Source organism: Pseudomonas grandcourensis, from assembly GCF_039909015.1.
GTDB classification, from domain to species: domain Bacteria; phylum Pseudomonadota; class Gammaproteobacteria; order Pseudomonadales; family Pseudomonadaceae; genus Aquipseudomonas; species Aquipseudomonas grandcourensis.
Window position 1 is genome coordinate 6,553,181 of sequence record NZ_CP150919.1, and the last position, 25,190, is coordinate 6,578,370.

The following is a 25,190-nucleotide window of genomic DNA, read 5'->3' on the forward strand; positions in this document are numbered from 1 at the left end:
GCTCATACTAGACCTCTGCTGCAACCGCCGCTAGGGCATGTTGACACTATCGAAAGCGCTGCGTTGCAAAGGATTGAAAAACTTCTGCCTCGGCGCAAAAGCAGTTCACCGTTGCGCGCATTCTCGCTGGCATAATCGCCCGCAATTCAGGTCGGAGAGAGCTCATGTCGCGCTACCTTTTTTTATCGCTGTGCGTGTTTTTTTCTGTGGCCCAGGCCGGCGAAAAAACGCAGGAAAATGAAGCCCGTGATCTCGCTTACAGCCTGGGTGCAAGCCTTGGCGAACGCTTGCGCCAGGAGGCTCCCGACCTGCAGCTCCAGGCACTGATCGAAGGATTGCAGCAGGCCTATCAGGGCAAACCACTGGCGCTGAAGGACGAGCAGATCCAACAGATATTGGCCGAGCATGAGGCCCGGATCGCCATGCAGTCAGACGAGCCGCAAAGCGAAATGGCACTGGAAAAGGAACAGCGTTTTCTCGCCACGGAAAAAGCCAGACCCGGCGTTCGCGAACTGGATGATGGTGTGTTGCTGACCGAGTTGACGCCAGGCACTGGCGCCAAGGCCGGACCGAACGGCAAAGTGCAGGTGCTGTACATCGGTCGTTTGCCCGACGGTACGGTGTTCGATCAGAACAGTCAGCCGCAATGGTTCAGTCTCGACAGCGTGATCGCCGGATGGCGTAGCGCGCTGCAAAACATGCCGGTTGGGGCGAAATGGCGACTGGTGATTCCATCGGCTCAAGCCTATGGCGCCGACGGTGCCGGTGACGTGATCGCTCCGTTCACTCCACTGGTGTTCGAAGTCGAATTGCGCGGCGCCACCAGCTGACAACGCAAACGAAAAACGGCGTGCCTTGGCACGCCGTTTCGAGATCTTGCAGAAAGAGCTTCAGGCCTGAACCGAATCAGTTTCCTTGTGGGCGGTGTGCAGCACTTCGATCAGACAGTCTTCCAGCTCAAAGCGCTCATGCAACAGGCCGCCGAGTGTCTGGAACTCTTCGGCAACACACTTTCCTGCATCACACAGGTCATTGAAGGCGAGCAGCTTTTCGGTGATGACGTCGATACGCGGGTAGATCGTCTCGGCGAGTTCCAGGCCACGCTGGTCGTTGAAGGCCTTGGCCTCCCCCGTCAGCTGCTCGTAGATCTCGAAGTGCCCGGCCGATACATAATCGACCAGCACGCCGCAGAATTCCTGCAAGGGCTTGCGGTTCTCGCCCAACGCCTCAGGCTTTGCGCCGAGAGCGTCATAGGCCCCGATCAGTTCGTGTCGTTCCTGCAACCAGCGATCGATCAGCAGGTGCACTCCGCCCCAGCGTTCCTGAGCATTCTGACAACTTTCGAGCATGGTGATCTCTCTTCCCTTGTGGGTCAGCTGCTCTATGCCCGCTCGCCTCTTGTAACGTCGGTGGGCGGTCAGGCAGAGCGTCATCGAGCAACATAATTCCAATGACACGTGCGGGCCAGATTATGCCCGCACGACACTGGCTTCAAGGTACGCAGGCGATAAAGTTCATACAAGTGTTTAATCGCCTGCAAAGGCCCGGTGCGACGACTCGCCGCTGAGTGGTCGCTGATAGCTGGTCCAGACCAGTCGCAGCGCCTGGTAAACGGCCAGAATCATCATCGCGACGAAGAACAGCAGGCTCCACTCGGTGAGACTCAGATCGAACAGCGTCCAGGAAATTTCCACACAATCGGCAGCGCCCTTGAACATCTGCTGTACGACCGATAGCCACGGCGAATGGGCCGACAGGTCCGCCAGATGCGTCGAGCACGCTGCTGCCTGTTCCGCCGGAAGGCTTTGCAGCAGGACTTGTCGCCACGCCGTGACAGTGCCGGCCAGGCTGCAACAAAGACTGAGCAGCCAATACAGAACGTTACCGATGCGGCCGGGGCCATGGACCGAAGCCATCAGGCAGATGCCGGTAAGGAGCGCCAGGCAACCCCGCTGAACGAGACATAAGCCACAAGGTCGCAGGCCGACTGCATATTCCAGGTAGTAGGAAACGCCCATCGCCAGGGCACCCGCAATGAAAGCCATGAAAAACAAGGAGCGTGAGCAGGCCAAAGACATAGCTTTTCCGTAAAAGTAGTGACAGACCATTACGGTAGAGGAAAGCGCGACAGCCTTTCAAGGCAAGTGCCCACAGAGACTTCAGCGCAGGAGTAGGGAAATCCCGACGCAGGTGAGAGGATAAAATGTAGTCCCCTGTAGGACTTTGCCTGCGACGAAATTTTGCGACTGAATTTCAACCCGTCATCGCACTGCGGCGAGGGCGATTGCTCCCTCGCCGCAGGTCATCGCTCAGGCGCCGGAGCCCGGCGCCAGCGAACGGGTCAAGCGCGGACTGGCACTGGCAGAGGGGCCGCGAGCAAGCGTTCATCCAACAACCCCAGGCCTTCCTGAAACAGCTGGTTGCTGCGCTCGGCATCGCCCATTTGCGCCAGCAAGCGTGCCAGCTCCGCACAGGCTTCCGGATTGCGTTGTATACGCAGGCTGCTTTCCAGATAGTCCCGGGCCTTGCCCCACAAGCTGTTTTGCAGGCATAGACGACCCAGTGTCAGCAGCAGGCCCGGATCGGTCGGATGGTCCTTGAGCCAGCCTTCGGCGGCCTGCAACTGGCGGGTAGGATCATTGCCGCGAACCAGTCCGTAGAGTCGTGCCAGATGACTGTCGTAGCTGCGTTTGAGCGCGGTGCGCAGCACTTCTTCGGCCTCGACCTGAGCCCCCAGTTGCCGCAACTGCTCGGCATACGCCAGCACCAGTTGCGGCTCCTGACGTTGTGCCGAAGTCAGTTGTTGCCAGGCACGTTCCAGCGATTGCTTCCCTACCGTTCCGTCTTCTTCCCGTTGCGCCGCCAGGGACAGGTTCGCCCCCCAGGCCCGACGCTCCAGCTCGGCGAGTTCGGCCGCCGGCAGGATTTTGTCCTTGCGCAGTTCCGGCAGCAGGCGAATCACTGCCGACCAGTCACCACGCTGTAGAAGCAGGCGCTGCAACTGACGCAGGGTCTGAGCGTTATGAGGATGGCGTTCACGCATGGCTTGCAGGGTGGCGAGGGCACCGTCGGTATCACCGCGATCGGTCTGCAACTGGGCGTGGCTCAAGGCGATCGCCAACTCGGCCTGAGGCTGACGCTCCAGGGCGCGCTCCAGCAAGTTGTCGCTTTCTTCGTAATTGCCGAGTTCGTTCGCGGCACGGGCAGCGCCGAGGTAGTAAAGCAGCGGCTGGCGTTCGGCTTCGGCAGCCCGATGCAAGTGCCGTTGCGCGCTGGCCCAGCGACCCTCGGCCAAGTCCAACTGACCGTGTTCGATCGCCACCTGCACCCGACGGCTGCGGTTACGCCGTGACCATGGGTTGACCACGCCACTGGAAGCCATCACCAGTTCGACCAGCGATTTGATGCCCCAGATCACCAGCCAGAGCACAGCCATCAGCGCCAAGGTAGCCCACAGGCTCGACTCATAGCGGAAGGTCTTGTAGGCAATCAGCACATAGCCGGAGTGTTCGGCAATCGCCAGCCCCAGCGCAGCGGCAGCGGCGATCACGAGGAACACGATCACATAGAGGCGTCTCATGGCGTGGCCTCCGGCGCGGCGTTCGCGGCAGGCCTGGTCAGTGGCTTGACCGAATCCTCGGCGTTGACGTTGCGCCGCTCCAGATAGCCCTGCACCGCGCTCAGGGTGCCGGTCATATCCGGCGTGACGACGGTGACAGGTTGCCTGCTCAACTCGGCGACCTGCTCAAGCATGACTTTGCTTTGGGCGTTGTCCGGGTTGAAGTTGCCCTTGAGGATGTCCCGCGCTTCGTCCAGCACTTGGGAGTAAACCGCCGGCTGGCCATTGAGGGCGGCCCATTGTGCCTGCTCCAGCGCCAGGCTCAGGGCCAGGCGTACCTGGCTCAGGCTCTGGCCGGCCAGCAATGGGCGAACGTTTTTGTCGGCATTGAAATCGATACGGATGTAACGCGAGATCTGATCCCACCATTGCGCCCAGCGACTGGCACCGTCGCCATCGGAGGTCAGGCCCAGCAACGAATCGCCACGATCCTTGTACTCCGGTGCCAGCTCGGTGAGGCTGGCCACTTGATCGCGCAGCGCGCCCAGACGCAGGAACAGGCCGGTGCGATCCGGCTGTTCGGTGCTGCGCAAGGCGATCAGGGTCTTGGCCACCTGCTCGCGAGCGGCAAAGGAGCCCGGGTCGTTCTGCTCGCGCAATATCTCGTCGGCTCCCTGGACCAGTGCCTGGGCACTGCTGATGTCCTGCAACGCTGACAGTCGCAGGCTGGCCAGACGCAGCAGGTGCTCGGCCTCGGCCAGACGCCAGTCCTTGCGACTGGCGCCAAGTACTGTTTCCAGCCGTTGGTTCAGCCGCTGCTGATCACCTTGCAGCTGAACAACCAGACGGCTGCGCGCTTCCAGTTCATCGGCGGGAGGCAATTGTGCCAGCCGTGCGCTCAGGCGCTCCTCATTGAGCTTGAGGCTTTGTGCCTGGTCATTCAGCGCCTGCACCTGGCTCAGCTGCTGCTGATTATTGGCCTGCAGGTGACGCACCTGCCAGACACCCCAACCGCCCACGGCTACACCGGCTGCACCCAATAGCAGCGCGATGATTGCCAGACCATTGCCTCGACGCTGCTCGGCAGCAGGTGGCGGCGGCATTTCATCAACAGGTGCATCGACAGGAGCATCAACAGGTGCATCAAGCACCGGTCGCGAGTCATCTTTAGGCAAGGCTGTTTCGCTCACGTATCCATCCTTTGCATCAGAAAACGGGTACGGGATGCTCCCGCAACGCCGTCAGCAAGGCCGCGGCACTGGCGCCGCGACAATCCACAACTGTTTTGGCCCCGGCGGCACGCGCCATTTCGGCAACCCTGGGGCTCGGTACAAACAACGGCAACCGCGCCAACTGCGGCCAGGCATCGCCGGCCAATTGCTGCAGGTGCTCAAAACCTTGTCCACTGCTGACCACCAGCCCGTTCAGGCGTTCCGCCTGGATCCGTTGCGGCAGCAGCGTCGGCGGGTAAATCGGCAATCCCCGGCGGTACAGTTCCAGATACTCGACACTAGCACCAAGCTCACGCAAACGCTCAGCCAGCAACTCGCGCCCGCCCTCCCCGCGCAGGATCAGCACGCGCGCATCGGGTCGCGCTATAGCCTCGCGCAATCGGGAAAGTTCGAGCAAGGCTTCACTGTCATCGCCTTCTGCCGGGAAGCTCACGTCCAGCCCGTTATCCTCGAGGATCTGCGCAGTCGCCGCGCCGACGCTGAACCACTTCACACCAGGCGGTGACGACCAATATCGCTCGAGCAGTTCGACGCAGATCCGGGCGGCCGGCTTGCTGACCACAATGACGGCGCAGAACTGATCCAGGGCCTGAATCACCTGGCGCATTGTGTCAGTCGCCGCAATGGGCATGATGTCCAAAAGCGGCAGACTGTTACTGAATATCCCCTGCTCGGCCAAAAGGCTGCTCAGCGCCTCCGCTTCTTCGGCGGGACGCGTCAGCAGCAAGCGCCAGCCGATCACTCGTGACCAGCCTCGCCATAGACCGCTTTGAGGATGGCATCGGCACCCTGGCTGAGCAGGTCTTCGGCGACTCGCACACCCAGCGCCTCGGCATCGCCGCGAGGGGCGCGGGCTTGTGCGCTGAGCAACAGGCCACCGGCTGGATCGCCCACCAGTCCGCGCAACCAGACCTGCTCGCCTTCCAGCACGGCGTAGCAGGCAATCGGCACCTGGCAGCCGCCATTGAGGTGCTTGTTGAGGGCTCGTTCGGCAGTCACGCGGGTGGCGGTGTCCTGGTGATGCAGGGGCGCCAGCAACGCATGGATTTCACTGTCGGCGCTGCGGCATTCGATACCCACCGCGCCCTGGCCACCGGCCGGAAGGCTGTCGTCGACGCTGATGGCCGAGGTGATGCGGTCTTCGAATCCCAGGCGAATCAGGCCGGCAGCGGCGAGGATGATGGCGTCGTATTCGCCGGCATCGAGCTTGGCCAGTCGAGTGTTGACGTTGCCGCGCAGGAAGCGGATTTCCAGGTCCGGGCGACGGGTCAGTAGTTGAGCCTGGCGGCGCAGGCTGGAGGTGCCGACGATGCTGCCCTGGGGCAACTCATCCAGGCTGGTGTAGGTGTTGGATACGAAGGCATCGCGCGGGTCTTCCCGCTCGCAGATGCAGAACAGACCGAGGCCTTCGGGGAAGTCCATCGGCACGTCCTTCATGGAGTGCACGGCGATGTCGGCTTCATTTTCCAGCAGCGCGGTTTCGAGTTCCTTGACGAACAGGCCCTTGCCGCCGATTTTCGACAGCGGTGAGTCAAGCAGCTTGTCACCACGGCTGACCATGGGGACGAGGGTCACCAGCAGGCCCGGATGAGCTGCTTCAAGACGGGCTTTGACGTATTCGGCCTGCCACAGGGCGAGAGCGCTTTTGCGGGTGGCGATGCGGATCTGGCGAGAGGACATGGATCAATCCGTACTGAATAGATACGGCGGATAATAACAGCTCAGCCAAATCCACTTTGACTTGTATCAGATACTACTCGGCCTCCCTGGCCCCGGATGTCCGGCAATCGGGTGTAAAATTGGCCTGCGAACAGCTGTTTAAAGCTGTTGCATCATTTTGCGTACCCCAGCCACATGACGCCGGCTGACGATCAGCGCATCACCATTGAGGCCTTTGAGGAACAACTGAAAATGCCCCAGGGGTGTGCGTTGCAATCGCTCGATACGCTCGCGGGCGACCAGTGCATTGCGATGGATACGCACGAAACGGTCACCGAATTCGTCTTCGAGGGCCTTGAGCGGCTCATCGAGCAGCACTTCGCCGCTTTCGTGGCGCAAGGTCACGTATTTGTGGTCGGCAATGAAATACACCACCTGATCCAGCGGAATCAGCTCGATCCCTTTACGGGTCCGGGCGCTGATATGGCTACGCGGCCCGTTGCCGCTTTCGGCAGCAGGGCGGGTCAGGGCGGCGAGCTGGGCACGATTGGGGCGCTCGGCTCTCTTTAATGCGTCATGTAATTGTTCAGTTCTCACAGGTTTCACCAGATAGCCTACGGCGCTGGCCTGTAAGGCTTCCACGGCAAATTCATCGGGCCCGGCGCAGAACACCACGGCGGGGGGAGTTTCGCGTTCGCACAACCGCGCAGCCACTTGCAGGCCATCCAGGCCGGGCATGCGGATATCGAGCAGCACGATATCCGGCTTGTGGCTGTCGATCAGTGCCAACGCCTCTTCGCCATTCGTGGCACTAGGCTCCAGGACACTGTATCCCTCGAGTTCGCCAACCATTCGGCTCAGGCGCTCGCGGGCCAAGGGTTCGTCATCAACGATCAGGACATTCATATTGCGCTGGATTCCTGCGTGAGTCTCGCACAAGGATAGCGTAGACAGGTGAAGTGACATCCGTCACCGCGATCCACGCTAAGACTAGCGCGAGCGCCAAAAAGTGCCGTTGGTCCGGCGGCTAAATTTTCATCTGCCGGGCGATTGGCGGCCCAGGCCCGCGTTGGCGACGCATCGCCACAGGGTTTGCTGATACGCAATATGAACACCCCACTCTTCTTATAGTCAGCGGCTGCACCGAGAAGTGCGCTGATCCTACTGTCCAACTGTAGACGGTTGCCGGGACGATATAGCTCAATTGGAAAATATCGTTCCGCAAAAATGCGCGAGTCTTGCCCGGGCCCGGGCTCTCTCCCCCAAAAAAACGTATCGACCAGTGTCAGCGACAGGATTGGCAACCCTGTTATTATCCGCGCCAGCGTTCCACGCCTTCTTACTTCAAGCCGATACGAGCGAATTCATGAGCACTGACAAGACCAATCAGTCCTGGGGCGGCCGCTTCAGTGAACCCGTCGACGCCTTCGTCGCCCGCTTCACCGCCTCCGTCACCTTCGACCAGCGCCTGTATCGCCACGACATCATGGGTTCGATCGCCCACGCCACCATGCTGGCCAAGGTCGGCGTGCTGACCGATGCCGAGCGCGACAGCATCATCGATGGCCTGAACACCATCCAGGGTGAAATCGAGGCCGGTCAGTTCGACTGGCGCATCGACCTCGAAGACGTTCACATGAACATCGAGGCGCGCCTGACCGACCGCATCGGCGTGACCGGTAAAAAACTGCACACCGGCCGCAGCCGTAACGATCAGGTCGCCACCGACATCCGTCTGTGGCTGCGTGACGAGATCGACCTGATCCTGGCCGAAATCACCCGCCTGCAAAAAGGCCTGCTGGAGCAGGCCGAACGCGAAGCCGCCAGCATCATGCCGGGGTTCACCCACCTGCAGACCGCACAGCCGGTGACGTTCGGGCACCACATGCTGGCCTGGTTCGAAATGCTCAGCCGCGACTATGAACGCCTGGTCGACTGCCGCAAGCGCACCAACCGCATGCCACTGGGCAGCGCGGCGCTGGCCGGCACCACCTACCCGATCGATCGCGAATACACCGCCCAACTTCTCGGTTTCGACGCGGTTGGCGGCAATTCGCTGGACAACGTCTCCGATCGTGATTTCGCCATCGAATTCTGCTCGGCGGCCAGTATCGCGATGATGCATCTGTCGCGCTTCTCCGAAGAGCTGGTGCTGTGGACCAGCGCGCAGTTCCAGTTCATCGATCTGCCCGACCGTTTCTGCACCGGCAGCTCGATCATGCCGCAAAAGAAAAACCCGGACGTGCCGGAGCTCGTGCGTGGCAAGACCGGTCGCGTGTTCGGTGCGCTGATGGGCCTGCTGACCCTGATGAAAGGCCAGCCTCTGGCCTACAACAAGGACAACCAGGAAGACAAGGAACCGCTGTTCGACGCCGCCGACACCCTGCGCGACTCGCTGCGGGCCTTTGCCGACATGGTGCCGGCGATCAAGCCCAAGCACGCAATGATGCGCGAAGCGGCCCTGCGCGGGTTCTCCACCGCCACCGACCTGGCCGACTATCTGGTGCGTCGCGGCCTGCCATTCCGTGATTGCCACGAAATCGTTGGCCATGCCGTGAAGTACGGCGTGGACAGTGGCAAGGACCTGGCGGAAATGAGCCTGGAAGAACTGCGCAAGTTCAGCGATCAGATCGATCAGGACGTGTTCGCCGTGCTGACCCTGGAAGGCTCGGTCAATGCCCGTAACCACATCGGCGGCACCGCGCCGGCGCAGGTGAAGACTGCCGTGGCTCGTGGTCAGGCGTTGCTCGCCAGCCGCTGACACGTGATGCCCGCGCTCGATGGTCACTCGACCATCGAGCGCAACATGTTCAACCCTACGTGCGACCTACCGCCCGCACCCGCTCCAGGAAAGCAGGCGCCTCAGCCAGTCTGTCGGCGGCGATTTTCTGAACATTGGGATTCTCTGCCAGGCGCTCCAGCAACGCACGGGCTTCCGGCATGTCGGACAGAAAGTCGATATCGAACAAACGCCTCCCAACTTCCACGGCCAAATCAACGCTGTAAAGAAAATACAGATCGGCCAGGGTAAACCGCTCACCCGCCGCATACGGCTCAAACCGTGCCCGGTGCTTCAACGCAGTAAACCCCTTGACCAGGTCCCGTTCAGCCTTGGCTTTCAGCGCCTCGGGCGTCGGCCGCCCGCCAAAAAACACTTCGACGTAACAGACTCGTGCCGGCAATTCGATGTATAGCTCGATCTCCTTGACCAACGCCCGCACACCCGCCCGTGCAAACGGCTCGCCCGGCAGCAGGGCTATGCCTGGCTGAGTCTCTTCGAGGTAATCGAGAATGGCGTCGGTTTCGCTCAGGAACCCTTGTTCCGTTTCCAGCACCGGCACTTTCCCACGAGGGCTGACAGCGAGGATTTGCGGATTCTGGCAACCATGAAAGGGCACGGTTTCAAAGGGCACACCCTTTTCTAGAAGCGCCAGTTTGACCATGTTGAAATAATTACTGGCGGCAAAACCATAGAGTTTGAGCATCGGTGGGTCTCCTTGACCGCGTAGGTTCGATGCTCAAGGTAACCACTGCCCGCAAACCCGGAAGGACCGGGTTGTTGCCGTATACGACGACATCGGCTCAAGTCTCTGTCCGGCAAGGGCCCGGGCCATGTAGGTCAAAAGATTACAAATCTCCCGAACCCACGCTGGCCCCGACCGCCCGCTTACTTTTTGCCAGCAATCATCGCCATGAACGCCGGCATCGCGGCCTCGCGGTCCGCCGCCACTCGCTGCACGTTCGGATTACTCCCCAAAAACTCCAGCAGCGCCTTGGCCTTCGGCATCTCGACCAACAGATCGATGCCAAACAACTTCTTGGCGACCCCACACGCCAGCGGCACGCTGAACAGGAAATACAGATCCGCCACGCTCAAGCTGTCGCCAGCCACGTAAGGACTGAATTTGCCGTGCCTGCCCAGCGCCGCCATCCCCAGCAACAATTCGGCTTTGGTTTTTTCCTTGATCGCATCCGGCAGGGTCATGCCGAAAAAGGCTTCGGGATAGCAGGCCCGGCCTGGCAATTCGATGTACAGCTCGATTTCCCTGGCCAGTGCCAGCACCTGCGCGCGCTCGAACGGATCGCTCGGCAGCAGCGGCGTGCCCTTCTGGCATTGCTCGATGTATTCGAGGATCACGCTGGTTTCATTGATGAAGCCCTGTTCTACCTGCAACACCGGGACCTTTCCGCGAGGGCTGATGGCTAGCGCCTCGGGGCTGGTGCCAGCGTAAAACGGTACTTCTTCGAAGGGCAGGCCTTTTTCCAGCAGCGCCAGTTTGACCATGTTGTAGTAGTTACTGACGGAGAATCCATAAAGCTTGATCATCACAAAGCCTCCAGGCCATGCGGGGTGGGCAGTGCCTGTTTATAGAACGCTGCCGGAATTCTTGCCAGCAGCATCACGCCGCTGAATGCGGGTAAACTGGCCGCCTTTCCCTGAGGAGCCTGCCATGAGCGAGCCAACCGATATCGACAACGACGAAGAAGAGTTCGCCGAAAGCACCCTGATCCAGGCCATCGAAAACCAGATCGAAAGCGACAACCCGCCGGCTGCCAAAGCGACGTTCAACAAGTTGACGCTGGTGGGTTACGAGCGGGAAGAAATCCTCAACCTGATGGCTCACGTTTTGGCGGTAGAAATCGACGCGATCCTCGAAGAAGACCGCGCGTTCAACACCGAATGGTACGAAGCTGCCCTGCGCGCCTTGCCCGAGTTGCCGCCGGAAAAGCAGTAAGCATCGACACCGGCTCCTGTGGAGAGGGAGCAAGCTCCCTCTCCACAAAATGCTGCTCCTACACATTTTGTTGCCAATCCCGCCTGCCGTCCCCCGACACCTGACTACACTGGAAACACCCCGCTGCCCCACCATCCACCGGGGGAAGGCTACCCGAGGCAAAAAACCCTGTCGCGAGCACTGGACATGCCGCGCAAGTGGGCTCACCTTAGGGGCGCTGTCGTCCAATTCCTAGAAAGTCTGGAGTCCTTATGTCGCTTACCCCTGAGCTGGTTGCCGAACTGGAAATCCTCGCACTCTTCAACCTGGACAGTTCCCAGGAAGGTTTGAAAATTCATCAGACCGCTGCCCCGAAAGCCATTGCCGCCGCCAAACGCCTCTTTGAAAAAGAACTGACCGACCAGCCTGATGGCGGTTACCTGACCAGCCTGGGTCGTGACGCCGCGCAAAATGTGCAAACCGTGCTGACCATTCTTAACGCCGAAGTAACAGCCTGAATTCTGCCGCATCGCCCACGGAAACCCCGATCCAGGGATTTCCGCGGGCACACTCCCCTGATTTCTGTCTCCAGCCGTTAGAAATCTGACGCCAGAAAAACAAAATCAGCTTAAAAGTCCTCGCCTCAAGGCGCTAAACTGCCCCTCATCCGAAGAGCCCCACGTCCGAGCCCTGCGAGCCGGTTTGAGCTGACATGACACGCACCCATGAAATCCGCCCTGATCTGGACGAGGGAATCGACCGCAAGGTTCTCAGCCAGCTGCGCGCACGCTTTCTGAAACTCAACGAAGGACGCATGGCTCGCGCCATGGAGGGGTTGTCGACCCGCCAGCAAGGGGTCCTGACCTTGCTGCCGCTGTTTTTCCACGTTAACCATCCGCTGTTGCCCGGCTACGTTTCCGGCAGTACGCCGGCCGGGCTGTCGAATTTCGAACCGGATGCCAATGTCCTCGCTGAAGCCCAACGCCTGACCCGCTCGTTTTCCTACAAGCCGCGCCACGGCAGCAACCCGCCAAGGCCGATTCACGGACTGTTCCTGATGGGCAGCCTCGGCACCCTGGCGCAGGCCGACCAGAGCGACATGGATGTGTGGGTCTGCCATGGGCCGGACCTGACCGAAAACGAACTCGCCGAGCTGCGCAAGAAATGCCAGTTGCTGGAAGTCTGGGCCGCCAGCCAGGGCGCCGAAGCGCATTTTTTCCTGATCGACCCGAGCCGTTTTGTCCGTGGCGAGCGCGATACACAGTTGAGCTCGGAAGATTGCGGCACCACCCAGCACTACTTGTTGCTGGACGAGTTTTACCGCACCGCGATCTGGCTCGCCGGGCGCACACCGATCTGGTGGCTGGTGCCGGTCTACGAAGAGTCGAGCTACGACCGTTACACCCACGCCTTGATCTCCAAACGCTTCATCCGTGCCGATGAAACCCTCGACCTCGGCAACCTGGCCTACATTCCGCCCGGCGAATTTATCGGTGCCGGACTCTGGCAGTTGTTCAAGGGCATCGAGTCGCCCTACAAGTCGGTACTCAAGCTGCTGCTGACGGAGGTTTACGCCAGTGAGCACCCCAGGGTCCACTGCCTGAGCCTGCGCTTCAAGCAAGCGGTGTTCGCCAACCGCCTCGACCTCGACGAGCTGGATCCGTACGTCGTGGTGTACCGGCGCATCGAGGAATACCTGATCGCCCGCAACGAACCGGAACGTCTGGAACTGGTGCGTCGCGCGCTGTACCTGAAGGTCAATCGCAAACTCACCGGCAGCAGCCGCACCCAGAGCTGGCAGCGCTCTTTGCTCGAACGCCTGGCCCACGAATGGCACTGGGACCAGCGCCAGCTGACTCTGCTCGACAGCCGCAGCCAGTGGAAAGTCCGCCAGGTCAGCTCCGAGCGGCGGGCACTGGTCAACGAGCTGAACTACAGCTACCGCTTCCTCACTCAGTTTGCCCGTCACGAACAAACGGTCAGCCGCATCAACAAGCGCGACCTGAGTGTCCTCGGCCGTCGCCTGTACGCCGCTTTCGAGCGCAAGGCCGGCAAAGTCGAATTCATCAACCCCGGCATCGCCCCGGACCTGGCTGAAGACACCCTGACGCTGGTGCACGCACCGAACAAGAAAGAACCGGGGCAAAGCCAGTGGGGTTTGTACAACGGCAGCCTGACAGCACTGGAGTGGGAGCATTTCGCGCCGATCAAACGCAGCCGTCACTTGCTCGAACTGCTGACCTGGTGCCACCGCAATGGCGTGATCGACAGCAGTACCCGCCTGGCCTTGCACCCCGGTACCAGCGACTTGAGCGAATTCGAACTGTTCAACCTGCTCGGCAGCCTGCAACAGACCATCGCCCTGCCCTTGCCCACCGTCGCCGAAGAACCTCTGTTGCGCGCCAGCGTGCCGAGTGAAGTGTTGATCCTGGTGAATGTCGGCATCGATCCGCTCAAGCACCATCGCGACCTGAACATCCTCATGACTACCGAACGCACCGATTCCCTGAGCTACGCCGGTGTCCGGGAAAATCTGGTGCTGACCCTGGACCAGGTCACGCTCAACAGCTGGAACGAGGTGCTGGTCGGCCGCTACGACGGCCCCCACGCCCTGCTCGACTGCATCCGCGACTACCTCAACAACCTGCCGGCCGGGCCACAACAGCCGAAGCTGCGGGTGCGCTGCTTCTGCCATAACCGCGCGCAGTTCATTGCCCAACGGGTCGAGGAAATCCTCGATACCGCGCAGAACCTGCTGCTGAGCCGGCTCAATCATCGCTACCTGATCCAGGTCCAGCAGCACTACCACGTGCTGGAGTTGGTCCCGGGCCAGGTCCAGCACATCGCGCTGGCCACTCTGCCAGCGTTGATCAATTACCTGGGCGAGGAAATGGCGAGTTACAGCCCGCTGCACCTCGATCCGAAGGCACTGGAAGACCACGACCTCGCGCTGTTCCTGCCAACGGGCCAGCCGGACTGCATCCAAGTGTTCTACCGGGTCAACGAAGATCAGGCTGATCTGTACGTGCTCGATGAGTTCAATGCCCTGTGGCAGCAACGCCTGCCCTGGCACGATGAGCAAAGCCTGCTGGTGCCGCTGCAGCGTTTCCTGCAGTCGATCCAGTACCGTCGCGATGCCCTGTTGCCAATGGACGCGGCCCACCCCTTGAGCCTCGACACCCTGTATTGCCAGTTGCTGCCATCAGGCCCTGGCCGGGCGCGCCGCATCGAAGCCCGGCCGGCACCGCAGACACCGGTGAACAAGCCGTTCTACGATGTGCAGGCGATCGTCGGCAAAGCCGCACCGGGTCAGGTGCAGGTGACGTTGTATTGCAATCAACGGGAGTTTTCCGAGCTGGAACATGGCGACCAGTTGTTCCGCGTGGTCGCCCGGGAAATCGTCGGGCAGCGCCGGGAAACCGAACGCTACCGCTGCTACATCACCGACCTCGACCTGTCAGGCCTGCTGGGCGAAGGGCAGAGCTCCACCCATCTGTACCTGCGCTACAAAGCCGACCTGGAGCACGCGTTGAACGAGGCGCTCGATCAGGTCTGAGGGAAATCACTCCGGGAACGCGCCGCCATTGGCCGGCTGCGATTCAACTTCCAGCAGCGTCAGCTTCAGGGTCTTGCCGCCGGGAGCCGGCCAATCAATGTGCTGGCCAACCTTCAGGCCGAGCAACGCACTGCCCACCGGCGCCAGGATCGAGACCTTGCCTTCGTCGGCGTTCGCATCCTTGGGGTACACCAAGGTCAGGTGGTAGTCCTTGCCACTGCCTTCTTCGCGGCAATGCACACGGGAATTCATGGTCACGACATCCGCCGGCACTTCATCGTGGCCGACCACGGTATCGGCGCGATCCAGTTCGGTTTGCAGCGCAATAACGCCCGGCAGCGTGTCGTCCAGGCTGTCGATCAGACGCTCCAGACGCTGGACGTCCAGACGGGTAAGGGTGATGGAAGGTGCGGTCATGATCTGGGCAGACTCCTTTCTTCTGCACGAAAAAAGCAAAACCCCGCCAGAAAAAGGCGGGGTTTTCATAAGCCTCGATAGGTTGAGGCGTTTCCGGACACTATCACAGCTCAAAAAATATACAAGTCATGGCCCGGAGCCCAGTTTGCGCTGCGAGGCCAGCGCGCAAATCACCCGCCGACGCTGATCATCGGCCGAACGCCACTCACGAATATCTTCGACATGACGAAAGCACCCCAGGCAGACTTTCTGCTCGTCCAGCCGGCACACTCCGCTGCAGGGCGAAGGCACCGCCGAGCTGACGTTGCTGTAGAGCGGCTTGGGCGCACGGACAGGCGCAGGCTGGGTCACGATTTCACAGGCCTTCGAAATCGAGCTCGACACCGGCCTGCTGCTGGACGATACGCTCAAGCATTTCGCCCAACTGCTCTTCGCTCTTGTCACACATCCAGCGCTCGCTTTCTTCGTCGTAGTCGAAGTGGAAACCACCGGACACCGCCGCCAGCCACAGCTGACGCAGCGGCTCCTGGCGACTGAAGATCAACTGGCTGCCGTTCTCGAACTTGACGGTCAGCACACCGGCCGAGCTTTCGAGGTCGATATCCAGGTCGCTCTCGTCAAAGATGTCCTCCAGGGTTTGCTGGGTGGCATCGACAAGGTCATGGAAACGCGCTTCGGTCAAACTCATTACGGCAACCTCAAAAAGTGTCTGATCAGGCTCAAGCGCCGCAAGATACGACCGAGCCCCGTCGATTGCAAAGAATAACGACCTATGGGATTGCGTGATACCGGCCGGCCACGGGACAAGCCCCGCCGGACGGGCGGTCCGTTGCATAGGCAAGCTGCCGGGTGGCCGGTATACTCCGGCGCAATTAATGCATTTTCAAGGATTTCGCCATGAAGCGCCTGATCTCTTCCCTTGCTGCGCTCCTCGCGGTTGCCTGCCTTGTGTCGGCCTGCGGTCAAAAAGGCCCGCTGTACCTGCCCGATGAAGACCAGGACCCTGTCGAGCAAGCCAAGTCGTCGCAGCAGCAGCCTGCTTCCAAAGCACACAAGCACGACGTCTACCAATAATAAGGGAACCTCATGGACGCTTTTAACTACCGTGACGGTGAACTGTTCGCGGAAGGTGTTGCCCTGTCTGCCATCGCCAAGCGCTTTGGTACACCGACCTACGTTTACTCGCGCGCGCACATCGAAGCCCAATACCTGGCTTACGCCGATGCACTGGCCGGCATGCCGCACCTGGTGTGCTTTGCTGTAAAGGCCAACTCCAACCTGGGCGTGCTGAATGTCCTGGCGCGCCTGGGCGCCGGTTTCGACATCGTCTCCCGTGGCGAACTGGAACGTGTACTGGCCGCTGGCGGCAGCGCCGACAAGATCGTGTTCTCCGGTGTCGGCAAGACCCGTGACGACATGCGTCGCGCCCTGGAAGTCGGCGTGCACTGCTTCAACGTCGAATCCACCGACGAGCTGGAACGCCTGCAAGTCGTCGCCGCCGAACTGGGCGTTCGCGCGCCGATTTCGCTGCGCGTGAACCCGGACGTCGATGCCGGCACCCACCCGTACATTTCCACCGGTCTCAAAGAGAACAAGTTCGGCATCGCCATCGCCGACGCCGAAGACGTGTACGTGCGTGCTGCGCAATTGCCGAACCTGGAAGTGGTCGGCGTCGATTGCCACATCGGTTCGCAACTGACCACCCTGCCGCCGTTCATTGACGCTCTCGACCGCCTGTTGGGCCTGGTCGATCGCCTCGGCGATTGCGGCATCTACCTGCGCCACATCGATCTCGGTGGCGGCCTGGGCGTGCGATACAAGGACGAGGAGCCGCCACTGGCTGCCGACTACATCAAGGCCGTGCGCGAGCGTCTCGACGGTCGTGACCTGGCGCTGGTGTTCGAGCCGGGCCGCTTCATCGTCGCCAACGCCGGCGTGCTGCTGACCCAGGTCGAATACCTCAAGCACACCGAACACAAAGACTTCGCCATCGTCGACGCGGCCATGAACGACCTGATCCGCCCGGCGCTGTATCAGGCCTGGATGGACGTCACGGCCGTGCGTCCGCGCACCTCCGTTGCCCGCGCCTACGACATCGTCGGCCCGATCTGCGAAACCGGCGACTTCCTGGCCAAGGATCGTCAGCTGGCGCTGGAAGAAGGCGACCTGCTGGCCGTGCATTCGGCCGGTGCCTACGGGTTTGTCATGAGTTCCAACTACAACACCCGCGGCCGTACCGCAGAAGTGTTGGTGGACGGTGATCAGGCATTTGAAGTGCGTCGCCGTGAAACGGTAGCCGAGTTGTTTGCTGGCGAAAGCCTGCTGCCGGAGTAAAACCATGCTGCTGCGTTTTACCAAGATGCACGGCCTGGGCAATGATTTCATGGTCCTCGACCTGGTCAGCCAGCACGCGCACATTCTGCCCAAGCATGCCAAGCAATGGGGCGACCGGCACACCGGCATCGGTTTCGACCAGTTGCTGATCGTCGAGGCGCCGAGCAACCCGGACGTGGATTTCCGCTATCGGATCTTCAACTCCGACGGTTCCGAAGTGGAACAGTGCGGCAATGGTGCGCGCTGTTTCGCCCGTTTCGTGCTCGACAAGCGCCTGACCGCAAAACGGGTGATTCGCGTCGAGACCAAAAGCGGCATCATCGAACTGGATGTGCGCAACGACGGCCAGATCAGCGTCAACATGGGCGCTCCACGTCTGGTGCCGGCGGATATTCCGTTCCAGGCACCAGAGCAGGCCAAGAGTTATCAGGTCGACGTCGACGGCACCCCGGTCGATCTGGCTGCCGTGTCCATGGGCAACCCCCATGCCGTGCTGCGGGTCAGCGATATCAACAACGCGCCGGTGCATGAACTGGGGCCGAAAATCGAACATCACCCGCGCTTCCCGGCACGGGTCAATGTCGGTTTTCTCCAGGTCATCGACCGGAGCCGCGCGCAGTTGCGCGTCTGGGAGCGTGGAGCCGGGGAAACCCAGGCTTGCGGAACCGGCGCCTGTGCCGCCGCAGTGGCCGCGATCAGCCAGGGGTGGATGGATTCGCCGCTACTGATCGACCTGCCTGGCGGGCGCTTGTCCATCGAATGGGCAGGCCCTGGCCAACCGGTGATGATGACCGGCCCGGCAGTGCGCGTATATGAAGGACAAGTGCGTCTTTGAGTGAGCGAAATCCATGACCGACAAGCCTCAGGTACCCGCACGACAAGCTGACGAATCACCGTCCGAAAGCCTGGAGGCGGCGGCTATTGCCGCGTACCTGGAGGCTCATCCGGACTTCTTCGTCGAGCACGAAGAACTGCTGCCGTCCCTGCGTATTCCCCATCGGCGCGGCGACACCGTGTCGCTGGTGGAGCGTCAGATGACGATCCTGCGCGACCGCAACATTGAACTGCGTCATCGCCTGTCGCATTTGATGGACGTGGCCCGGGACAACGACCGACTGTTCGAAAAGACTCGTCGCCTGATCCTCGCGTTGATGGATGCTGCCAGCCTGGAAGATGTGGTGATGTGCGTCGAAGACAGCCTGCGCCAGGAGTTCCAGGTGCCCTTCGTCAGCCTCATCCTGCTCGGCGACAACGCCATGCCGGTGGGCCGCTGGGTCACCCATGCCGAAGCTCAAGTGGCCATCGGCGGTTTGCTCTCGGAAGACAAAAGCGTCAGCGGCAGCCTGCGCGAACATGAACTGGACTTCCTGTTCGGCGAAGAACAGCGCAAGCAGATCGGCTCCACCGCGGTCGTTGCCATCAGCCACCAAGGCATCCACGGCATCCTGGCCATCGCCAGCCGTGATCCGCAGCACTATAAAAGCTCGGTGGGCACCTTGTTCCTGAGCTACATCGCTGAAGTCATGGGTCGCGTGCTGCCACGGGTCAACAACTCCCTGCGCTCGGTACGCTGAACATGGAACGACAACTGGACGCTTACTGCGAACACCTGCGCAGTGAGCGGCAGGTGTCGCCGCACACGCTGTCGGCCTACCGCCGCGACCTCGATAAAGTGCTGGGCTGGTGCGTCAAACAGAATATCGGCAGCTGGACGGCGCTGGACATCCAGCGCCTGCGCAGCCTGGTTGCCCGTCTGCACGCCCAGGGTCAATCGTCCCGCAGTCTGGCGCGATTGCTGTCGGCCGTTCGCGGGCTCTATCACTACCTGAACCGCGAAGGCCTGTGCGACCACGACCCGGCCAATGGCCTTGCGCCGCCTAAAGGCGAACGCCGCCTGCCGAAAACCCTCGATACCGACCGCGCACTGCAACTGCTGGAAGGTGGTGTGGAGGATGACTTTCTGGCTCGCCGGGATCAGGCGATTCTCGAGCTTTTCTATTCCTCCGGGCTGCGGCTGTCGGAGCTGACAGGGCTCAATTTCGATCAACTCGACCTGGCTGACGGCATGGTCCAGGTGCTCGGCAAAGGCAGCAAGACCCGTCTGCTGCCGGTAGGCAAGAAGGCCCGCGAAGCGCTGGAGCAGTGGCTGCCATTGCGGGCCATGGCCAACCCGGCGGACGATGCGGTGTTTGTCAGCCAGCAAGGCCGCCGCCTCGGCCCCCGGGCGATCCAGGTGCGGGTCAAGGCTGCCGGCGAGCGCGAACTGGGGCAGAACCTGCACCCGCACATGCTGCGGCACTCCTTCGCCAGCCATTTGCTGGAATCCTCCCAGGACCTGCGCGCGGTACAGGAACTGCTTGGCCACTCGGACATCAAGACCACGCAGATCTACACCCACCTGGACTTCCAGCACCTGGCCACGGTCTACGACAGCGCCCACCCACGGGCCAAACGCATTAAGGGCGACGATTCATGAGCATTCAGTTGATCACCTTCGACCTCGACGACACCCTGTGGGATACCGCCCCCGTCATCGTCAGCGCCGAAGCCGTTTTGCGTGAATGGCTGACCGAGCACGCGCCCAATCTGGGGGCGGTGCCGGTGGAGCATTTGTGGGCCATTCGTGAGCGCATATTGAGCAACGAGCCCAGCCTCAAGCACCGCATCAGCGCCCTGCGTCGACGGGTACTGTTCCATGCACTGGAAGAGTCCGGTTATGGGCATGACGAAGCCTCGGATCTGGCGGACAAGAGTTTTGAAGTATTCCTGCACGCTCGGCATCAGATCGAAGTATTTCCAGAGGTCGAACCGACCCTGGAAATCCTCGCCAATCATTACGCCCTCGGCGTGGTCACCAATGGCAACGCCGATGTGCGTCGGCTGGGCCTGGCGGATTACTTCAAGTTTGCGCTGTGTGCCGAAGACATCGGCATCGCCAAACCCGATGCACGATTGTTCCATGAGGCCTTGCAGCGCGGTGGCGTGACCGCTGAATCGGCGGTGCACATTGGCGATCATCCGGGGGATGACATTGCCGGAGCGCAACAGGCGGGAATGCGGGCGATCTGGTTCAACCCGGCGGGCAAGATCTGGGAAGCCGAGCGCTTGCCCGATGCGGAGATTCGCAGCCTGACCGATTTGCCGGCGCTATTGGCGAGTTGGAACAAGGCCTCGGCCTGACGAAAAAACCCGTGGGATCACCACAGGTTTCAAATTTTTGTTTCAGGCATGAAAAAGCCCGCAGCGACGGCGGGCTTTTTCAGCAAGCGGATAGCAGGCTCAGATAGGCCGGCTGCCGTACTTGTTGTCCGGCTTCTTGGGCGGATCGGCGACCACATTGGCCTCCACTTCCTGCACCTTGCCACCTTTGGCCAAAAACTCCTCCATGGCCCGCGCGAGAGCATCGCGTTCCTTGTTCTTGGCTTCGACACTCGGCAGCTCATCGACCGATACCGCTGCCTTGGCCTTGCCTTTGGCGGTCGGAACCGGCGCATCACCGCCGTCGTCTTCAGCGACGTCTTCCGCCGCTGCTTCCAGACCTTCTTCGGTTTCGTCGTCGCCTACTTCGAGGTCGTCGTTTTCCAGATCATCGTCGCTCATGTTCTACCTCATGACTTGCGAAAAGCAGATTAGTTATAGCCCAGCTTTGCCCTCTGTCGAAGGCTGCAGGAAAAAATTCAACAGCCGCTGCTGACCAGCGGCTATGCCTCTTCACCGTGCACGGTGGCGAGGACTTTACGGGCACCGCCATGATCACGGTGCTCGCCCAGATAAACACCTTGCCAGGTCCCCAACGCCAACCGGCCTGCCGAAATCGGCAAACTGAGCTGACAGCCAAGTACGCTGGCCTTGAAGTGCGCCGGGAGGTCGTCCAGGCCTTCGTCGTTATGCTCATAGCCGTCTGTTCCTTGTGGGATCAGACGATTGAAAAATCGTTCGAAGTCGCGACGTACCGCCGGATCGGCGTTCTCGTTGATGGTCAACGACGCCGAGGTATGCTGCAGCCACAGATGCAACAGACCAACCCGACACGCCTTGAGTTCAGGCAGGCCGGCGAGTAACTCGTCCGTTACCAGGTGAAAGCCCCGGGGCCTCGCCCGCAAGGTAATCAGAGTCTGTTGCCACATACAGTTCTCCGCACGTTCGGGGCGCATTCTAGCGCGCTCTGGGAAAAAACAAAGGCCCTAATATTCCTTCAATCCTGTAAGCCTTTGGCTGCACAAAAACACCCGACGTAAACATCGTAAAACCTGTAGGAAAAAACCTTTCAGCTCAGCCTTCAATGACAAATTCCAGACAAAAAAATGCCCGGCAAGCCGGGCAGTTTTTTATGCGCTTGCTTACAAGTTGTAGCCGCGTTCGTTGTGAAGCGCCAGATCGATGCCGACCGCTTCTTCTTCTTCGTTGATACGCAGGCCCATGACCGCATCCAGCACCTTGAGGATGATGTATGTAGCGATCGCGGTGTAGATCACCGTGAAGCCCACGCCTTTGCACTGAATCCACACTTGTGCGGCGATGTCGGTCACGGTGCCGAAGCCACCCAGGGACGGCGCAGCGAACACACCCGTCAGGATTGCGCCGAGGATACCGCCGATACCGTGCACGCCGAACGCGTCCAGGGAGTCGTCATAGCCGAGCTTGCGCTTGAGGGTGGTGGCGCAGAAGAAGCACACCACGCCAGCCGCCAGACCGATTACCAGCGCGCCCATCGGGCCAACGGTGCCGGCAGCCGGAGTAATTGCCACCAGACCGGCAACCACGCCCGAAGCGATGCCCAGTGCGCTAGGTTTGCCGTGTGTTAGCCACTCGGCAAACATCCAGCCCAGCGCAGCAGCGGCGGTAGCAATCTGAGTCACCAGCATCGCCATGCCGGCGGTGCCGTTGGCCGCAGCGGCGGAACCGGCGTTGAAACCGAACCAGCCGACCCACAGCATGGCCGCGCCCATCAGGGTGTAACCGAGGTTGTGCGGCGCCATCGGCGTGGTCGGGAAGCCCTTGCGCTTGCCCAGCACCAGGCAGGCAACCAGACCAGCCACACCGGCGTTGATATGCACCACGGTGCCACCAGCGAAATCGAGCACGCCCCAGTCCCACAGCAGACCACCGTTGCCGGACCAGACCATGTGTGCGATCGGCGCATATACCAGGGTGAACCAGATGCCCATGAACACCAGCATCGCGGAGAACTTCATCCGCTCGGCGAAGGCGCCGACGATCAGCGCCGGAGTGATGATCGCGAAAGTCATCTGGAAGGTGACGAACACCGCCTCAGGGAACAGCGCCGCAGGCCCGGTCAGGCTGGCTGGCGTGATGCCGGCGAGGAATGCCTTGCCCATGCCGCCGAAGAACGAGTTGAAGTTGATGACGCCCTGCTCCATGCCCGTGGTGTCGAACGCGATGCTGTAGCCATAAATGACCCACAGGACGCTGATCAGACCGGTAATGGCGAAGCACTGCATCATCACGGAAAGAATGTTTTTCGACCGAACCATGCCGCCGTAGAACAGCGCGAGGCCAGGAATGGTCATGAACAGCACCAAGGCTGTCGAGGTCATCATCCAGGCGGTGTCGCCGGAGTTGAGGACTGGGGCCGCCACTTCGTCTGCCGCCAGAGCAAGGCTGGGCATTACGATGGACAACAGGGCTCCTAGCCCTGCGAGTTTACGCAGAGTCATATTGTTTTCTCCTGGGGCGTTGGGTTTGTGGCGGCTTAGATTGCGTCGGTATCGGTTTCGCCGGTACGGATGCGAATCGCCTGTTCCAGATTGACCACGAAGATCTTGCCGTCACCGATCTTGCCGGTGTTGGCAGCCTTGGTGATGGCCTCGATTACCCGGTCCAGATCCTTGTCGTCGATGGCGACGTCGATCTTCACCTTGGGCAGGAAATCGACCACGTATTCCGCGCCGCGATACAGCTCGGTGTGACCCTTCTGCCGACCAAAGCCTTTGACTTCAGTGACGGTAATGCCCTGCACGCCGATCTCGGACAGCGACTCGCGTACGTCGTCCAGCTTGAACGGCTTGATGATGGCAGTGACTAGCTTCATGAAAACTCTCTCCCGAATTGGTGGACTTGCCCCAGGAAAACAAACCCGACTCAAGTCTAAGCGCAGTGCCTGGCTTTGTAACGCATCGTCGGCCCTGACCTGCCCGTCCGACGCCCCTCACGAAACACTCCCCCGCTTCGCTTGGCGCACTGCGTTCGTCACAGTGACTGCATCAGTGCATGGGTCATCAGGGTCTAAGCAGAAAGCTTGCCATCTCCACAAAAACTATTGTTTTCAATCCTTTACCCGCAGATGACTGCTACTTCGCAACAACACCCGACGCGATACGCACAACAACGGTGCGACACCGTCCGTCCCCATGCGCGAAAAGCGTGCATCACTTGCCCGCGCAAATGACTATAGACACCGCGTGATACACTGCCCGGCATTGTTTCCAGGACATTGCTCATGCTCGCGCCAAAAGATTTCCTCGACGCCCTCACCGGCACCGCCTCCCGCCTCTTCAGCGGCGACACGCCTTTGCCGAAAGCAGAAATCGAAAGCCAGTTCAAAATGTTGCTGCAGAGCGGCTTCAGCAAACTGGATCTGGTGAGCCGGGAAGAATTCGATAGCCAGATGGTTGTATTGGCACGCACCCGGGCGCGGCTGGAGAGCCTTGAGGCGAAGGTGGCGGAGCTGGAGGCGAAGCTGAATCCGCCGACTGAATAAATTCTGATGTGAAATGCAGTCCCCTTGTGGGAGTGAGCCTGCTCGCGATTGAAGGTCGGAACGACCTTGCGCTTCACCTGTAGGAGCTGCCGAAGGCTGCGATCTTTTGATCGCAAGCCCCGCAACAATCCCGGCAACGTCCTACATACATCACGCCGCAGTCCGATTGCGTCGCCAAGTATCCAGTCTCTAAGCTCATCCCCTGCTGAATGTTCAGCATCGGGTTTGGCGACCTGGATAGCATCCGACGCACCGCGACCACGTTCGAACCGGGGAAGTAACCCATCTCGAATTATGGCAGCTGTGCGTGGGAGACCTTCGGGTCTGCCGGTTTCCGGATGCACCGGTTCGCCAACCCGCGCATAGCTGCCACCCTTTTCGTTTGGCGACGATCAGAGGCAGTTTCCTCCATTCGAATCCGGGAGCTGCACCATGGACGAAAACCATCTAATCCCTCACGTCTTCACCCGACACAAACTCCACCTCCACGCCCTTCTTATAGAAAACCAACCCTGGTTCAGCGCCCGCGACCTGGGCCGCCTCCTTCGCCTTTATATCGACGAACGCACCGTCCGAAAACTCGACCCAGACCAACGCCAAACCGCCCGAGCATTCATCCACGGTCACATCGAAAACACCCTGCTGATCAGCGAATCCGGCGTCTACGCCTTGCTGGTCTATCACTACTGCCCCGAATACCGAGCCTTACGCGAATGGCTCACCCACGAAGTTGTTCCCGCCCTGCGAGATGCCCAATACCCCACCACAACTGAACGCCCGCAACTGAGCCTGCTCAACTGGCCGGAAATGTCGTTGAGCCTGCTGCACTGGAACAACCAGCCGTGGATCCGGTTGCAGGATGTGCCGCAGCTATTGCCTGATCAGGTTACTCCCAGGCCTGCTATCAATGCGCCTTGGTGGAAAAGAGCCGCGAAGATGCTTCACGCATTCTGAATAAAAAACCCCACGCTTTCGGCGTGGGGTTCAATAAATCCAA

Annotated in this window: 29 protein-coding genes; 13 read left to right on the forward strand and 16 right to left on the reverse strand. The window is 60.6% G+C overall.

Features of this window, described 5'->3' with window-relative positions; genetic code table 11:
- Window positions 1-164: 164 nt before the first annotated feature.
- On the forward strand, window positions 165-830 hold the full coding sequence (locus AABM52_RS29565; RefSeq protein WP_347909705.1) for an FKBP-type peptidyl-prolyl cis-trans isomerase: 666 nt from the start codon (window positions 165-167) through the stop codon (window positions 828-830).
- A gap of 60 nt (window positions 831-890) precedes the next feature.
- Here the strand turns inward: AABM52_RS29565 and rsd are convergent, their stop codons facing one another.
- The 7 genes from rsd to AABM52_RS29600 form a co-directional block, all read right to left on the reverse strand.
- Window positions 891-1,349 (reverse strand): sigma D regulator, encoded by a 459-nt coding sequence (rsd, locus tag AABM52_RS29570; RefSeq protein ID WP_347909706.1) that lies wholly within the window; start codon window positions 1,347-1,349, stop codon window positions 891-893.
- Window positions 1,350-1,526: 177 nt separating this feature from the next.
- A complete protein-coding gene (locus AABM52_RS29575) occupies window positions 1,527-2,078 on the reverse strand; it encodes a disulfide bond formation protein B (RefSeq protein WP_347909707.1) in 552 nt (183 codons plus the stop codon).
- A 263-nt stretch (window positions 2,079-2,341) separates the two neighbouring features.
- The gene (locus AABM52_RS29580; RefSeq protein WP_347909709.1) at window positions 2,342-3,580 is read right to left on the reverse strand and encodes a heme biosynthesis protein HemY; all 1,239 of its coding nucleotides are present in this window, start codon (window positions 3,578-3,580) and stop codon (window positions 2,342-2,344) included.
- Entirely contained in the window at window positions 3,577-4,749 is a 1,173-nt protein-coding gene (locus AABM52_RS29585) for a uroporphyrinogen-III C-methyltransferase (RefSeq protein ID WP_347909710.1), read from the reverse strand. The genes AABM52_RS29580 and AABM52_RS29585 overlap by 4 nt, the downstream gene beginning before the upstream one ends.
- Before the next feature lie 16 nt (window positions 4,750-4,765).
- Window positions 4,766-5,533: a uroporphyrinogen-III synthase gene (locus tag AABM52_RS29590; protein WP_347909711.1), complete on the reverse strand. Its 768-nt coding sequence runs from the start codon at window positions 5,531-5,533 to the stop codon at window positions 4,766-4,768.
- Window positions 5,530-6,471 (reverse strand): hydroxymethylbilane synthase, encoded by a 942-nt coding sequence (hemC, locus tag AABM52_RS29595; protein ID WP_347909712.1) that lies wholly within the window; start codon window positions 6,469-6,471, stop codon window positions 5,530-5,532. The genes AABM52_RS29590 and hemC overlap by 4 nt, the downstream gene beginning before the upstream one ends.
- Window positions 6,472-6,609: 138 nt before the next feature.
- Window positions 6,610-7,356, reverse strand: coding sequence for a LytTR family DNA-binding domain-containing protein (locus AABM52_RS29600; protein ID WP_008048635.1), 747 nt, complete (start codon window positions 7,354-7,356; stop codon window positions 6,610-6,612).
- Between the two features lie 460 nt (window positions 7,357-7,816).
- On the opposite strand from AABM52_RS29600, the gene argH reads away from it, so the two are divergent.
- A complete protein-coding gene (argH, locus tag AABM52_RS29605; RefSeq protein WP_347909714.1) occupies window positions 7,817-9,211 on the forward strand; it encodes an argininosuccinate lyase in 1,395 nt (464 codons plus the stop codon).
- 55 nt (window positions 9,212-9,266) lie between these two features.
- Here the strand turns inward: argH and AABM52_RS29610 are convergent, their stop codons facing one another.
- Entirely contained in the window at window positions 9,267-9,935 is a 669-nt protein-coding gene (locus AABM52_RS29610) for a glutathione S-transferase (RefSeq protein WP_347909715.1), read from the reverse strand.
- A 182-nt stretch (window positions 9,936-10,117) separates the two neighbouring features.
- Window positions 10,118-10,777: a glutathione S-transferase gene (locus AABM52_RS29615; RefSeq protein ID WP_347909716.1), complete on the reverse strand. Its 660-nt coding sequence runs from the start codon at window positions 10,775-10,777 to the stop codon at window positions 10,118-10,120.
- A gap of 124 nt (window positions 10,778-10,901) precedes the next feature.
- Between AABM52_RS29615 and AABM52_RS29620 the strand changes: the two genes are divergently transcribed.
- From AABM52_RS29620 to AABM52_RS29630, 3 genes are all read left to right on the forward strand, one after another.
- Complete coding sequence (locus tag AABM52_RS29620; RefSeq protein ID WP_046039010.1) at window positions 10,902-11,186, forward strand: hypothetical protein; 285 nt, start codon at window positions 10,902-10,904, stop codon at window positions 11,184-11,186.
- A 251-nt stretch (window positions 11,187-11,437) separates the two neighbouring features.
- Window positions 11,438-11,683 (forward strand): TIGR02647 family protein, encoded by a 246-nt coding sequence (locus AABM52_RS29625; RefSeq protein ID WP_347909717.1) that lies wholly within the window; start codon window positions 11,438-11,440, stop codon window positions 11,681-11,683.
- Window positions 11,684-11,877: 194 nt separating this feature from the next.
- On the forward strand, window positions 11,878-14,721 hold the full coding sequence (locus AABM52_RS29630; protein WP_347909718.1) for a class I adenylate cyclase: 2,844 nt from the start codon (window positions 11,878-11,880) through the stop codon (window positions 14,719-14,721).
- 6 nt (window positions 14,722-14,727) lie between these two features.
- Here AABM52_RS29630 and rnk read toward each other — a convergent pair whose 3' ends face one another.
- From rnk to cyaY, 3 genes are all read right to left on the reverse strand, one after another.
- Window positions 14,728-15,138, reverse strand: coding sequence for a nucleoside diphosphate kinase regulator (gene rnk, locus AABM52_RS29635; RefSeq protein ID WP_007980800.1), 411 nt, complete (start codon window positions 15,136-15,138; stop codon window positions 14,728-14,730).
- Window positions 15,139-15,264: 126 nt separating this feature from the next.
- Window positions 15,265-15,489 (reverse strand): DUF1289 domain-containing protein, encoded by a 225-nt coding sequence (locus AABM52_RS29640; protein WP_347909719.1) that lies wholly within the window; start codon window positions 15,487-15,489, stop codon window positions 15,265-15,267.
- 4 nt (window positions 15,490-15,493) lie between these two features.
- A complete protein-coding gene (gene cyaY, locus AABM52_RS29645) occupies window positions 15,494-15,826 on the reverse strand; it encodes an iron donor protein CyaY (RefSeq protein WP_347909720.1) in 333 nt (110 codons plus the stop codon).
- Between the two features lie 209 nt (window positions 15,827-16,035).
- Here cyaY and AABM52_RS29650 point away from each other — a divergent pair, with 209 nt between their 5' ends.
- Genes AABM52_RS29650 through AABM52_RS29675 form a run of 6 tightly spaced genes read left to right on the forward strand, consistent with a single transcriptional unit; the run spans window position 16,036 to window position 20,652 of the window.
- Window positions 16,036-16,212 (forward strand): lipoprotein, encoded by a 177-nt coding sequence (locus AABM52_RS29650; RefSeq protein WP_007980804.1) that lies wholly within the window; start codon window positions 16,036-16,038, stop codon window positions 16,210-16,212.
- Between the two features lie 12 nt (window positions 16,213-16,224).
- On the forward strand, window positions 16,225-17,472 hold the full coding sequence (lysA, locus tag AABM52_RS29655; protein WP_347909721.1) for a diaminopimelate decarboxylase: 1,248 nt from the start codon (window positions 16,225-16,227) through the stop codon (window positions 17,470-17,472).
- Window positions 17,473-17,476: 4 nt separating this feature from the next.
- Complete coding sequence (dapF, locus tag AABM52_RS29660; protein WP_347909722.1) at window positions 17,477-18,307, forward strand: diaminopimelate epimerase; 831 nt, start codon at window positions 17,477-17,479, stop codon at window positions 18,305-18,307.
- A gap of 13 nt (window positions 18,308-18,320) precedes the next feature.
- On the forward strand, window positions 18,321-19,046 hold the full coding sequence (locus tag AABM52_RS29665) for a DUF484 family protein (protein WP_056726356.1): 726 nt from the start codon (window positions 18,321-18,323) through the stop codon (window positions 19,044-19,046).
- Between the two features lie 2 nt (window positions 19,047-19,048).
- Window positions 19,049-19,948 (forward strand): tyrosine recombinase XerC, encoded by a 900-nt coding sequence (gene xerC, locus AABM52_RS29670; protein ID WP_347909723.1) that lies wholly within the window; start codon window positions 19,049-19,051, stop codon window positions 19,946-19,948.
- Window positions 19,945-20,652, forward strand: a complete 708-nt coding sequence (locus tag AABM52_RS29675; RefSeq protein WP_347909724.1) for an HAD-IA family hydrolase — start codon at window positions 19,945-19,947, stop codon at window positions 20,650-20,652. The genes xerC and AABM52_RS29675 overlap by 4 nt, the downstream gene beginning before the upstream one ends.
- 99 nt (window positions 20,653-20,751) lie before the next feature.
- Here the strand turns inward: AABM52_RS29675 and sutA are convergent, their stop codons facing one another.
- The 4 genes from sutA to glnK form a co-directional block, all read right to left on the reverse strand.
- Complete coding sequence (gene sutA, locus AABM52_RS29680; RefSeq protein ID WP_108217207.1) at window positions 20,752-21,072, reverse strand: transcriptional regulator SutA; 321 nt, start codon at window positions 21,070-21,072, stop codon at window positions 20,752-20,754.
- 101 nt (window positions 21,073-21,173) lie between these two features.
- The gene (locus AABM52_RS29685; RefSeq protein ID WP_008015517.1) at window positions 21,174-21,599 is read right to left on the reverse strand and encodes a secondary thiamine-phosphate synthase enzyme YjbQ; all 426 of its coding nucleotides are present in this window, start codon (window positions 21,597-21,599) and stop codon (window positions 21,174-21,176) included.
- Between the two features lie 213 nt (window positions 21,600-21,812).
- Window positions 21,813-23,150 (reverse strand): ammonium transporter, encoded by a 1,338-nt coding sequence (locus tag AABM52_RS29690; protein ID WP_347909725.1) that lies wholly within the window; start codon window positions 23,148-23,150, stop codon window positions 21,813-21,815.
- 35 nt (window positions 23,151-23,185) lie between these two features.
- The gene (gene glnK, locus AABM52_RS29695; protein WP_002555808.1) at window positions 23,186-23,524 is read right to left on the reverse strand and encodes a P-II family nitrogen regulator; all 339 of its coding nucleotides are present in this window, start codon (window positions 23,522-23,524) and stop codon (window positions 23,186-23,188) included.
- Window positions 23,525-23,932: 408 nt separating this feature from the next.
- On the opposite strand from glnK, the gene AABM52_RS29700 reads away from it, so the two are divergent.
- Both AABM52_RS29700 and AABM52_RS29705 read left to right on the forward strand, forming a co-directional pair.
- Window positions 23,933-24,193 (forward strand): accessory factor UbiK family protein, encoded by a 261-nt coding sequence (locus AABM52_RS29700; protein WP_046038993.1) that lies wholly within the window; start codon window positions 23,933-23,935, stop codon window positions 24,191-24,193.
- Between the two features lie 432 nt (window positions 24,194-24,625).
- Window positions 24,626-25,147 carry a Bro-N domain-containing protein gene (locus AABM52_RS29705; protein WP_347909726.1) on the forward strand — a complete coding sequence of 174 codons (522 nt, stop codon included), beginning with the start codon at window positions 24,626-24,628 and terminating at the stop codon, window positions 25,145-25,147.
- The last annotated feature ends 43 nt before the right edge of the window (window positions 25,148-25,190 follow it).